At 40.8% G+C, this 11,127-nt stretch carries 12 protein-coding genes; 3 read left to right on the top strand and 9 right to left on the bottom strand.

All coding sequences use genetic code 11. The features are described 5' to 3' along the window. Positions 1-2 precede the first annotated feature (2 nt). On the bottom strand, positions 3-977 hold the full coding sequence (galT, locus tag EV207_RS14955) for a galactose-1-phosphate uridylyltransferase (protein ID WP_243647100.1): 975 nt from the start codon (positions 975-977) through the stop codon (positions 3-5). Between the two features lie 431 nt (positions 978-1,408). Here galT and EV207_RS14950 point away from each other — a divergent pair, with 431 nt between their 5' ends. Continuing rightward, positions 1,409-2,617, top strand: coding sequence for an ROK family transcriptional regulator (locus EV207_RS14950; RefSeq protein ID WP_132746996.1), 1,209 nt, complete (start codon positions 1,409-1,411; stop codon positions 2,615-2,617). A gap of 54 nt (positions 2,618-2,671) precedes the next feature. Here EV207_RS14950 and EV207_RS14945 read toward each other — a convergent pair whose 3' ends face one another. From EV207_RS14945 to EV207_RS14925, 5 genes are all read right to left on the bottom strand, one after another. Next, positions 2,672-3,766, bottom strand: a complete 1,095-nt coding sequence (locus EV207_RS14945) for an ABC transporter substrate-binding protein (protein WP_132746959.1) — start codon at positions 3,764-3,766, stop codon at positions 2,672-2,674. Positions 3,767-3,789: 23 nt separating this feature from the next. Continuing rightward, positions 3,790-4,572, bottom strand: a complete 783-nt coding sequence (locus EV207_RS14940) for an ABC transporter ATP-binding protein (RefSeq protein ID WP_132746958.1) — start codon at positions 4,570-4,572, stop codon at positions 3,790-3,792. A gap of 20 nt (positions 4,573-4,592) precedes the next feature. Then, complete coding sequence (locus EV207_RS14935; RefSeq protein WP_243647099.1) at positions 4,593-5,423, bottom strand: ABC transporter permease; 831 nt, start codon at positions 5,421-5,423, stop codon at positions 4,593-4,595. Positions 5,424-5,899: 476 nt separating this feature from the next. Beyond that, positions 5,900-6,679 (bottom strand): delta-lactam-biosynthetic de-N-acetylase, encoded by a 780-nt coding sequence (gene pdaA, locus EV207_RS14930; protein ID WP_132746957.1) that lies wholly within the window; start codon positions 6,677-6,679, stop codon positions 5,900-5,902. A gap of 158 nt (positions 6,680-6,837) precedes the next feature. Beyond that, positions 6,838-7,032 carry an SE1561 family protein gene (locus EV207_RS14925; protein ID WP_132746956.1) on the bottom strand — a complete coding sequence of 65 codons (195 nt, stop codon included), beginning with the start codon at positions 7,030-7,032 and terminating at the stop codon, positions 6,838-6,840. Positions 7,033-7,164: 132 nt separating this feature from the next. Here EV207_RS14925 and EV207_RS14920 point away from each other — a divergent pair, with 132 nt between their 5' ends. Further along, positions 7,165-7,428 (top strand): hypothetical protein, encoded by a 264-nt coding sequence (locus EV207_RS14920; protein WP_132746955.1) that lies wholly within the window; start codon positions 7,165-7,167, stop codon positions 7,426-7,428. A 367-nt stretch (positions 7,429-7,795) separates the two neighbouring features. On the opposite strand, the gene EV207_RS14915 is transcribed toward EV207_RS14920, so the two are convergent. The 3 genes from EV207_RS14915 to EV207_RS14905 all read right to left on the bottom strand — a co-directional run bounded on the left by EV207_RS14915 (position 7,796) and on the right by EV207_RS14905 (position 9,711). Further along, a complete protein-coding gene (locus EV207_RS14915) occupies positions 7,796-8,593 on the bottom strand; it encodes a YfkD family protein (protein ID WP_132746954.1) in 798 nt (265 codons plus the stop codon). Between the two features lie 157 nt (positions 8,594-8,750). Next, positions 8,751-9,302: a Rossmann-fold NAD(P)-binding domain-containing protein gene (locus EV207_RS14910; protein WP_132746953.1), complete on the bottom strand. Its 552-nt coding sequence runs from the start codon at positions 9,300-9,302 to the stop codon at positions 8,751-8,753. 31 nt (positions 9,303-9,333) lie between these two features. Next, complete coding sequence (locus EV207_RS14905) at positions 9,334-9,711, bottom strand: OsmC family protein (protein WP_132746952.1); 378 nt, start codon at positions 9,709-9,711, stop codon at positions 9,334-9,336. Positions 9,712-9,871: 160 nt separating this feature from the next. On the opposite strand from EV207_RS14905, the gene EV207_RS14900 reads away from it, so the two are divergent. Continuing rightward, a complete protein-coding gene (locus tag EV207_RS14900) occupies positions 9,872-11,056 on the top strand; it encodes an MFS transporter (protein WP_243647098.1) in 1,185 nt (394 codons plus the stop codon). The last annotated feature ends 71 nt before the right edge of the window (positions 11,057-11,127 follow it).

The raw sequence follows: 11,127 nt of genomic DNA, 5'->3' as shown, positions 1-11,127 counted from the left end.
CTTCACCCCTCCTGTTCAAACTTTTTCATTGCTTTACGCAGCATATTCGCCGTTTCTTCAACCCTTGTCGGATTTGCAGCCGCCCAGCCTCCCGTTTCTGAAGAAGCATTATACTTAATCTTGTTTTTATCACGAAGAGGCGGATAAAATTCGATATGAAAACGGTAATAATCACTAACATCTCCACTATTCGACGGACGTTGGTGCATTGTCATCATATATGGGAAAAGCCGGTCGTAAATACAGTCCATCCCGCCTACAATTTGCTGCAACATGTCACCCAAAGCCTGTTTTTCTTCATCCGTAAATTCAGTAATCGCTAATTTTTCTTCTTTACTGACAATATGGACCCCGAAAGGATAATCAGTAAAGAAAGGGATAAATGCAAGAAAAGAATCATTCTCCATAATGACACGTTTGCCAAACTTTTTTTCTTCAGCAATGATATCGTCGAACATATTCCTTTGGTGTTTCTCATAGTACGCTTTAGTGTTTGCAAGCTCTGTTCTTATCTTCAATGGTACAAAAGGGTAAGCGTAGATTTGACCATGTGGATGAGGCATCGTCACGCCGACTTCTTCCCCGCGGTTTTCAAAAATCATAATGTATTTGTGTTCAGGGTCTTTTTCTAAATTGGCAAAGGTATCAGTCCATAGTTCGAAAAGTTTGCTCATATGATCCCTTGATAGATCTGGTACGGTTGCGTTATGGTCAGGTGAATATAAGACAACCTCGCATTTTCCTTTTGCCTCTTTCGTTTGATAAAGCGAGCCGCCGACATCATCCGGTTCTGGAGGATTTGGGGAAAGGACCGGAAAGTCATTATGGTAGAGGTGCACATCATAATGATCAGGCACCTTACCTGAACCGGGGCAAAACGGACAAGTATCTTTTGGCATGTTAGGACGTTTTTGCCGTGCCGCCGCCACCATTGTCCAATCATCCAGCAAAGGATTGTAGCGTAATTCTGCCATCATTTTTTCCTCCTTTAGATCAACACATATAAAACTACTTTATTAATTAATTTTATTAACTACATTATAAAATGGTTGAATAAAAATATCAAATAAATTAAATATAAAAAAATCCAGGAGCTTGTCCTGAATTCTTTTTTACAAATGGAACTATTATCTTTCCTTTTGCTCCTTTTGGTTCTTTTCTTTCCTTTTTTGTTTTTGATCAGCATAATCCAAATGCCTGGAATACTCTTCATCATAATTTTGCTTGTTTTTCTTATCGCTCAATACAGAAACCTCCAAGGAAACGCTGTTTTAAATGGATATATGTTTAAAATGTGTTAAATTCGCTTTTGATATACTTGACTTTTGATTTACTCTCAAGATTTTTATAAGTTATAATAGATAATTAAGTTTACTAAAATGAGGTGTCGGATGTGACAAAGTTATTGATGGGCAGCTTTCAATTAATGAAATCGCTTAACCGATCGTTAATCTTAAATATGATTCGCAGTGAAGGACCTATTTCCCGTGCAGAGATCGCGAAAAAAACAAGCTTAACACCGCCGACAGTCAGCAACCTTGTGAAAGAACTCATTGATACTGATATAGTAATGGAAAGCAATCAGGGTGAGTCCCGAGGCGGCAGAAAACCGACGATGCTTGTCATTAATGCCAAAAACTTCTATATTATTGGCGTCGATGTTGGTCCTTCATCTATTTATTCAGTTTTGACTAATTTAAATGCAACGGTTCTTGATTCAGTTAAAATTAATTTAACTAGTTCCATGACGAACGGCAAACTGCTTGAGGTTTTAAGTGATTCTATAAGGCAATTATTTCAACGAAACGCTAAAATTGATCAGGAACGAATGATTGGCATAGGAGTTGCCATGCATGGCATTGTTGATGTCGAAAACGGTATATCCTTATATGCTCCCATCCTTCAATTAAGGGATGTTCCAATTAAAGAACATTTAGAGAATGAATTTAAGATGGCTGTTAAAGTCGAAAATGATGCAAGGGCCATGGCACTTGGTGAAGCTTGGTTCGGAAACGGGAGAAAAACCGATGAATTCGTTTGTGTAAATGTCGGTGAAGGGATTGGCGCCGGAATCATAATTAATGGGAAGCTCTATCATGGCGATGATTATTTGGCCGGGGAAATCGGTCATATGACCATCGACATTAATGGTCCAAAATGCAGTTGCGGCAATTATGGCTGCCTTCAAGCTTTGGCTGCTGGCCCTTTTATTGCTGAAAGGATGAAAAAGGAAATTGCGATGGGACAAGAAAGTCTTATCACAGAAATGGCTGGCGGGGAGCTTGGCCTCATAACCGGTGAGCTTATTTATGATGCAGCGGTTAAAGGCGATCAGCTAAGTCAAAGGGTGCTGGACGAGACAGGGAGATATCTTGGAATAGGACTTACCAATCTTATACATACCGTTAACCCAAAGAAAGTCATCATGGGCGGCGGTGTTTCAAAAGCCGGACATTTCATTTTGGATAGCATAAAGAAAACGATTGAACAGCGCGGTTTAACCATTCAGGCAAAGTCTACCGAAATAACAGCTTCAAAACTCGGTGACCAGGCAGCGGCAATTGGCGGCGTTGCACTTTTGCTCGTCGAATTGTTTGCCACCCGATCGGCTGAGTAAAAAAGAAGACCAAAAGCGCGGGAGAAATGTCACGTGTTTTGGTCCTCTTTATATCTATTTATATTCGCCTAATATCTTGACAGCTTCTTTAGCAAGAGATGTGTCAACCGCCTTTTTCATGTCGACATCACCTGAAATGCCGCCTCTCGATTTATACCATTCATATTGTTTCTTAATATCATCCACGAACATTTTCCCATTTGGATCAAGTCCCGCCACATCGACCTTCTCCCATATTTTTGGATCCTTAAGCGGGGTGTATTTGGTCATAATGTTAATGATCCCATCTTTATCACCGGTTCCCTTTACAAAGACATCATTATAATCCCTAAGCCCTTTAAGATACGCCACCATGAACCGGAGAGCGACATCACGGTTTTTTCCAACGAATTGCGGTGACCCCAATACCATAGCGATTTGAGCCTTTGGTGCAAAATCTGTGGCATCACCGAACCTTACATGGATCCCTTTAGCTGTCCCTTTTGTAATCAAGGGTTCAATTTGCAGAGCGGCATCAATTTGTTTATTGCCCATAGCAGAGAGCATGTTGCCGAAATCTGACATTAGAACAAAATCAACATCTTTTCGAGTTAAACCGGCTGACTTAAGCATTTGGGAAAAGATATAATCATCAACACCGTTCTTTGTAGAAACGGCAATTCTCTTTCCTGTTAAATCCTTGTAGGATTTTATTTTGTCTTGTAAATCTTTGCGGATCACAAATGAGAAATAGGAGTGGCCTTTGATATTGTGGCCCTTATCAGCGATCATTTTGACATCTATGCCTTGTGCGATAGAATTAAAAAAGGAAGCTGAAGAAATCCCGCCCGCCACATCAACCTTTCCTGAAGCCAATGCCGGCAGCATGTCATCACTGTTTGAGAAGGTCGCGAATTTAATCTTAATATTGTAGTCCTTGAAATAGCCCTTCTCCTTAGCAATGTAAAAACCGGCTCCAGAAGCAGAGCCATCTTCAGCCACGACTACCGTTGTTTGCTTCTTTAATGGCTTTAAATCGCCATCAACCGGATCTGCCGATTGATCCACAAGTGTTTTATCATGCTTGCCCTCTTTATCGCTTTGACACCCGCTCATGACAAATGCCAAGAGCGGAATGACCAAAAGCAATGCCAAGAATTTTTTTGCCATCTTCTTAAACCTCCCCAACCAATTTAATTTTGACGTGATGCCTGAACCGCCGTTTGCAGGTGCTGCCAGATATCTACGAACTGTTCCGCCATTTTCGGATTAGAACGGACCATTTCCATATTTCGCGGCCTTCCCAAGTCGACATATTTTTCCCTGATGATTTGCCCCGGCTGAGAACTCATAAGCAAAATGCGATCACTCATAAGCAAAGCTTCATCAATACTATGTGTAATAAAAAGAACCGTCTTTTTTGTTTCGGACCATATGTTCAGCAGCTCTTCCTGTAAAATAAATTTATTCTGCTCATCAAGTGCGGCAAAGGGTTCATCCATCAGAAGAATTTCCGGGTCATTAGCGAAAGCACGGGCGATGCTTACCCTTTGCTTCATGCCTCCTGATATTTCAGATGGATAAAGCTTTCTAAACGACTCTAAACCGACTTTATTTAAGTAATAATCCGTCCTCTCTTTGACCTCCTTTTTTGGCAAATGCCTCATGTTTAGTCCAAACGCCACATTATCCTCGACGGTTAACCAAGGGATTACCCCTTTTTCTTGGAAAATCATTGACTGCAGCGGACGATTCTTTTTTGCCCGTGAAATATGAAAGCTTCCTGTGCTTTCTTTGTCTAATCCAGCGAGTATTCGCAGCAATGTCGTCTTCCCGCATCCACTCGGTCCAAGTAAGCAGACGAACTCACCATCTTGGATTTCCAAATTAATATTTTTTAGCGCTGTGACAGCCGTTCTCTTTTTGAAAAAAACTTTCGTAAGATTGTGTATGGTAATCTTGGATTCCTGATCCATCCTTACCCTCCTTTGGAGCCTTATTTCCGCCAAGGAATCAATTTCTTTTGCAGCATCCTCAGTAAAATTGAGAAGAAATAGCCGAAAAAAGAAATCAGCACCAATCCAACATACATATCCTTTAGCAAAAAGGCTTTATAAGACGTCCAAATCAAATACCCTATTCCCGAATGGGCACCCATCATTTCCGCCGCAACGATTGTTAGAAGTGCAATAGCCTGCCCCATTTGGATACCCTCAAGCATGACCGGCAGCGAACCCGGAAGAGCAATTTTCCAAAAGAAATCTTTTGATTTCGCACCATAGTTTTTGGCAACATCCAGATAGATTTGATCAATATTTGCCACCCCTGCAGCGGTGTTGATGACAACCGGGAAAAACACACTTCCTGCAATGGTCACCATTTTTCCAAAGTCGCCAATCCCGAAGATGATCAGAATGATTGGCATGAGTGCAAGTGTCGGTATCGGCATTAATGCCATAATAATAGGCGAAAAGAAATATTTAACCGGGGTGTACATGCCCATCAGCAACCCTAACAGTATGGCGGGAATAACCCCTAGCAAAAAACCGCCGATAATACGATAAAAACTGATTTCCAAATGGGTAAATAAATCGCCGGTCATCACCATTTGTGCAAAGGTACCGATAATCTCAGTCGGCGGAGGAAAGAATCGCGGATCAATCAGCTGTGTTCGCGATAAGAATTCCCATAACACTAATAAAAAGATAGGTGAGAAAACCGTCAGCGTATGTTTTAATCCTTCTCTTCTTTTCCTTTTTTTCCACAAATGCTCCTCTACAGCGATGGGATTCTCAGGATGCGATTTCGTTATCCTTGCAGTATCCACTGTTCTTCACCACCTCTAGTAATCCCATCATATGCACATCCGCCCAGAGCGTGATACTTTGGACTGTAAAAATTTTGATGGGAATTAGGAAATGGACGAGTTTGTCAACCTCATTGTTGATATGTGGACTACCTTCGAAAACCTTATTAAATCAATCACATCTTTGGGGAAAAGTTTTGTTAATAACTTAAATGAAATCTGTGGATTGTGTGGGTAAATATGTTGAAGACTTAATAAATGCTAATTATAATGTGGATAATCATGTGAATAATGTTCATAACTCTTGGGATAAAAATTTCCCTCTTGAAATCCTGAATAAAATAGGTTATAAGACATAAGCCAAAGGATTCAGAAGAAAAGAAGGCCCTATTTGGCCTTCTTTTCTAAATTTTTACTTTTTTAAACTTTTACTGGGGAATTATGATCTTGTAAAGTGAGAGAGGGGCCAGAACCGGGTCTAGCCCCTCTCTCTTTTACTACCAAAAATTTGATGGGACAATCTTATGTGCCATGAGATAGTCAAGGCTTTTGAATCGATAACCCTTCTTTTTTAAATCTTCAATGACACGGCCCAATGCTTCGGCATTATCCTTTGAAACTGTATGCAACAGCATAACGGCACCGGGATGGACACGCTTCATAATATTTTTATAGGCGTAATCAGGTCCTTTCTGTTCATTCCTCATCCAATCCTTATAAGCAAATGACCAGAAAACGCTTGTATAGCCTAACTTATCGGCCATTTTTAACGATTGCTTGCTAAATGTACCGCGCGGCGGCCGCAAATATTTCATTTGTGTTTTTCCGGTTAATTCCGTATAAGCCATTTTCAATTTTTCTAATTCCGTTTTATATTTCGCATTGCTGATTTTGGAAAGATCCGGGTGCCCCCAGGAATGATTCCCAACAATATGACCTTCCTCAACCATTCGCTTAACTAATTCAGGCTGATCTTTAATGTAATGACCTGTAATAAAAAAGGCAGCAGGCACATGCTCCGCTTTAAGAGTATCTAGAATGTCATCGGTATAACCCGCCTCATAGCCATTATCAAAGGTCAAATAAATAATCTTTTTGCTCGTATTTCCAATATAAATACCGTTGTATTTGTTCAATAAGGCTTCATATTCCGGTTCAGTTGTCGCCGGTTTATTATCCTTACTTGGTTTAAAGTACCAATCTTTTCCCTGAACAAATGCCGGATTTATCATAAAGAAAGCTAAAAAAAACGCAGTGGAAATCAATATGTTTTTCATTGGCGTTGGCCTCCTCGACGTTAGGATAGCCGCATATTTTATCTTTTATGTAAGCTTATTTCAGTCCTTTTCAAGGCATAAAGAAAACTCGCCGATTGGCGAAGACAGAGGCTTTCTAATTAACTAAAAAAACGGCCCTAAGGCCGTAAATTTAAAGGTTAATCTTGGCTGGCCCAATCGTCATGGAACCGTTTTACTTTTATTTTTAAATCATCAAGCATTGTTAAGATATTTTTCAAGTCATTTTCATCTGCCGCTTCCCTGTTAAGTGCTGCAACAACATGGGAGAGGAGCTTCACACGATTTTCAAGATATTGTATCTGAGCTGCTTTATTTGCTGTGGCTTTCCCCATATTTCCAACTCCTTATAAGTATAGCTTAGCTTATAATTTAACTTTTAACAAAAATCCCGCTCCTTCTTTATTTGCAGATGATGCGTGATAACATATAATATAAGAAAAAATGTATAAATGGAGTTGATTATAATGACGAAGAGCCGCGCGCGCAAGATAAGGGAAAAACGGATTCAAGAAGGAAGGAGAAATCCATCAGCCGACAGAGGCATCTATGCATTGGCAGATCTCCGGACTAGAAAAACGAAAACCAAAATGGAAAAATTATATCAGCATAAACACAAAGGCCGGTTATCTAATCATGAAGATAACTGGCCTATTCATTTGTTTAATCCTGCAGGGGAATACTTTGAGGGAAATGAAACACGCGTAATATCCGCACGTGCTCCATTGTAATTTTGATCTGATGGCTGAACGATGCAGCCGGTCAACTCTGTCATATCCCCCCACCTCTAACATCCGCTCTCTTATGTGCCCCATTATATGCCCAAATTTCTTATTAAGTTCGGTTGCGCCATTTTGGACCGCGCCCCGTTCCACTTTGTTCGATAGCATCAAGTTTTACTATATATAAAGAAAACTCGCCGATTGGCGAGCCTTAGGCGAAGACAGAGGCGAAGACAGAGGCGTAGTTGCGACGCACAGGACGTGCTAGTACTGGCGTTGTAACAGGATGTTACGTCTTTAGCCAGTGCACTTATGTGCGTCAGAAAGTTATACTTTCTGATTAACTAAGAAAAAACCAGCGCGGAGGCACTGGTTCTTAGTTGGTCACTGTATATCGTAATGTAACATGGTCCTGAATAGGTATCCAGGCGCCGATGCCTTGTTGTACGAGATTTTTTACTTCCAAATACTTTTTTCCGCCTTTAAGAACAAGATAGACTTCACCATAAGTGATCTTCCCTTTTTCATTTACAGCAGGGACATAACCGCTTAGATGGCCGACCTTTTTGGGCTCAACATGATACACTCTATTAATTTTGGTTCCTTGACCGACAATTGTTGAAAAAGAGATCGGTAATGCAGTGTTTTCAGCTGCCTCCATTAGCATCAGCTTTTTTACTTCTTTCTCAGCAGGAACCTTTGCCGTTAGACCACCCATAACCCTTGCTTGCTGCTTCTGATTATAGGTGAGCTTTTGATTCGCTTCACTGCCTCGTGCATCCAAATCATTATCATTTACTTGCTTATATTCCCAATTCACTGTTGTCTTATTGGATTCATAAGTGAGCGGCCATTTTCCTAAATATATGCGCGCATGATAACCCAATGAGAGCTTTGATGTATGGATGTTGGACTCATTTAAAAGTTTGATTAATGTTGGATTTTGAATGTCAATCTTCGCCGTTTTCAATAATGCTTTGGTTAATTGACTGGGCTGGAGCCTCGGTTCATCGTGAGATGGATTAGGATAGGTGTTTTCTTTTGAAATATCAACAACAGAATCAGGTACTTTAATGTCATTTTTTTGATTTGATTTTACCGGCTCTTTAGCGTAGCTGGATGGACTTATTGCCAAAGTAATTAAACATATGGCTAATATGATTTTTTTTAGCATGAGAAAACCTCCTTCATCCCTATTTTCTTCGCAGAATAAAAAAATTATCCATGTAAGAGGGTGTTCAAAAAGTCTAGGAAAAATTGCCGACGATTTGGCCGTGCTTGTCCTTCTTTTTGAACACGTATTACTAGGAAATGTGGAGGTCTTTTCTCTTTCAAGGGCGTTTCTCCCACGGTTCAACAATGCCGACGATTGTCTCTCTCGCTTCATGCTCCAAAGCATGAATGACACCGGTTGAGATCTCATTATGGGTCAGCCACCTAGATATGCCAGATCGCATGTTAAAACCGAGGATGATCTCATGATAATGACAATTCCCTCTTAATTCCGGTCTAGTGACGGCATTAGGCCTGCTCGCTGCACTTCCCAGCACATGATAAAGCGACCATGTGTCTTGGACTGTTGATGACAGACAATCAACTAACGCCTGCAGCGCATCGTTGGCAGTGCTGTGCATCCAGACGACAGCCCGGCTAACAGGGCCGTGAACCTTTATAGCTTGCAAAACAGCGTTCGTCAATTGGTCCACATTATGGTAATCAAGACTTAGCAAATTAAGATTTCCGGAATCCGGAACCTCCCTTTCAAGTTGAAGCAATCTGTCATGATTTCTCCCTATAACCGTTAAGTGGTTTCCCTGAGAAGCAAGCCAAATCGACACATCTTTTAACATCCCTGTTCCGCCTACGATGACATCGTGCCCCATGTACACCCTCCTTTATTTGAGGTCTGCCCCCCTAAACAAGCTCATAGGATTCTGTGACATCAATACTGCCGATAACAGATTGGACCATTGAGCAATTCTTGGCGGTCAGCTCCATAATTTTATCCATTTTCCCTTCGAGGTTCTCCCCCTTTATTTTAAAAAGGAGATGGACCTTTTCGATCCGATCGGCTTTTTCAGGGTTCCTTGTTACTTCCGCTTCAATATGAATGTCTTCAACATTAAGCCTTTTTTTTATAAAGATCTTTTTCATTACTGTCCCGCTGCAAACAGCAAGCGATGACACCATCAGCTGGAAGGGTCTAAAACCGTACAGATCGTCAGAGGAAATATCTAATGTCCCGTAATTCGTTGTCGTTTGATAACCATTCTCCGTCATTTTAAAGTTCATGGTCTACTGTCAACCCCTTTATTGAATTCTTATTTTTATCATAGCGAATTCCCCAGTGTGTGTCACGAAGTCCGACCTTTAAACACGTGACATGATATTTTTTCCACGTCCTTGTATAATGGTGTTATTCTGCGTTTACGGAGAAAGGACTTCACTTCCCATGCGATTTTCTTATCATTCCTTTCGATTTTCAATATTAATCGGTGCCGTCTTCATATCCGGAGCTTCCCAAGGGATGCTGCTTCCGCTGATCTCTATTTTACTTGAAAACAGCGGCACAGCTTCAGCATTGAATGGCTTAAACGCTTCGGCTTTGTACATAGGTGTTTTAATTGCTTCACCATTTATTGAAAAACCGACATACAAATTCGGCTATAAACCGATGCTTATTATCGGTTTGGCCCTTGTAATGGTTTCAATTTTCTTATTTCCGGTTTGGGAAAGCTTTTGGTTTTGGTTTGCTCTGCGGTTAATTGTGGGCATAGGTGACAATATGCTCCATTTTGCCGCACAAGTATGGATCACCGTAACAAGTAAACCTGAGAAAAAGGGGAGAAATATCGCTTTTTACGGTCTTGCCTTCAGCCTCGGATTTGCTATTGGTCCGATACTCGCCCGGCTGCTTGATTTTGGTCTTTTCTTCCCCTTTATAACAGCGGGGAGCGGTTGTCTTATCTTTTGGCTATGCATGTGGTTTTTGAAAAATGATTATCCCGAAATCTATACAACCGAATCCGGTTATGACACCGGATCCCTATCACGTTACAAAAAAGTCTTGATATTGGGTTGGGCTGGCCTCGTTGCCACATTCGCTTATGGATTTCTTGAAGCAACGCTTAACGGAAACTTTCCTGTTTTGGCATTAAGAAATGGTTATGATATTGATGCCATATCTGCCTTGTTGCCAACCTTTGTGTTAGGGGGACTTATCACTCAGATTCCGCTCGGCATGCTAAGCGACAAATTTGGCAGAAAACGTGTGATATTAATTATGTCCTTTTTAGGGACACTATCATTTATCGGTGCTTCTATTACCTTTAATTACTTTCATGGCTTATTGCTTACATTCCTAATCGCCGGCATGGTCATTGGATCGATCTATTCAATGGGGATGACCTATGTCAGCGATCTGCTGCCCAACACTTTGCTGTCCCTCGGGAATATATTAGCAGGGATGAGTTTTAGTGTCGGAAGCATGATCGGGCCGTTAATTGGCGGCTGGCTTATCAAATCATTGCCTGCCGGCGGTTTCTTTTACGGGATTGCCGCCGTCATGTTTGCTGTTTTTCTTAGCTGTCTTTTCCATAAGGGCTCCGTTAAAGCAGCCCAAACAAATAAAGTGTGATTCATTGACTTTAACTTTAGAAGCCCATTATAATATTAATTAGGTAATAATTATTATAATTAAATAGTAAT

The sequence above is a fragment of the Scopulibacillus darangshiensis genome (assembly GCF_004341035.1).
GTDB lineage: Bacteria > Bacillota > Bacilli > Bacillales > Sporolactobacillaceae > Scopulibacillus > Scopulibacillus darangshiensis.
The sequence above is the reverse complement of the archived record's forward strand: the minus strand, read 5'-3'. Positions and strand labels throughout refer to the sequence as shown.

Excerpts from the sequence above, each read along its gene's own strand:
- EV207_RS14925 (WP_132746956.1), bottom strand. The coding sequence starts at position 7,032 with ATGGGGAAAGCCACAGCAAATAAAGCAGCTCAGATACAATATCTTGAA.
- EV207_RS14950 (WP_132746996.1), top strand. The coding sequence starts at position 1,409 with ATGGGCAGCTTTCAATTAATGAAATCGCTTAACCGATCGTTAATCTTA.
- EV207_RS14905 (WP_132746952.1), bottom strand. The coding sequence starts at position 9,711 with ATGAACTTTAAAATGACGGAGAATGGTTATCAAACGACAACGAATTAC.
- EV207_RS14910 (WP_132746953.1), bottom strand. The coding sequence starts at position 9,302 with ATGGGGCACGATGTCATCGTAGGCGGAACAGGGATGTTAAAAGATGTG.
- galT (WP_243647100.1), bottom strand. The coding sequence starts at position 977 with ATGATGGCAGAATTACGCTACAATCCTTTGCTGGATGATTGGACAATG.
- EV207_RS14940 (WP_132746958.1), bottom strand. The coding sequence starts at position 4,572 with ATGGATCAGGAATCCAAGATTACCATACACAATCTTACGAAAGTTTTT.
- EV207_RS14945 (WP_132746959.1), bottom strand. The coding sequence starts at position 3,766 with ATGGCAAAAAAATTCTTGGCATTGCTTTTGGTCATTCCGCTCTTGGCA.
- EV207_RS14915 (WP_132746954.1), bottom strand. The coding sequence starts at position 8,593 with ATGCTAAAAAAAATCATATTAGCCATATGTTTAATTACTTTGGCAATA.
- pdaA (WP_132746957.1), bottom strand. The coding sequence starts at position 6,679 with ATGAAAAACATATTGATTTCCACTGCGTTTTTTTTAGCTTTCTTTATG.
- EV207_RS14900 (WP_243647098.1), top strand. The coding sequence starts at position 9,872 with ATGCGATTTTCTTATCATTCCTTTCGATTTTCAATATTAATCGGTGCC.
- EV207_RS14920 (WP_132746955.1), top strand. The coding sequence starts at position 7,165 with ATGACGAAGAGCCGCGCGCGCAAGATAAGGGAAAAACGGATTCAAGAA.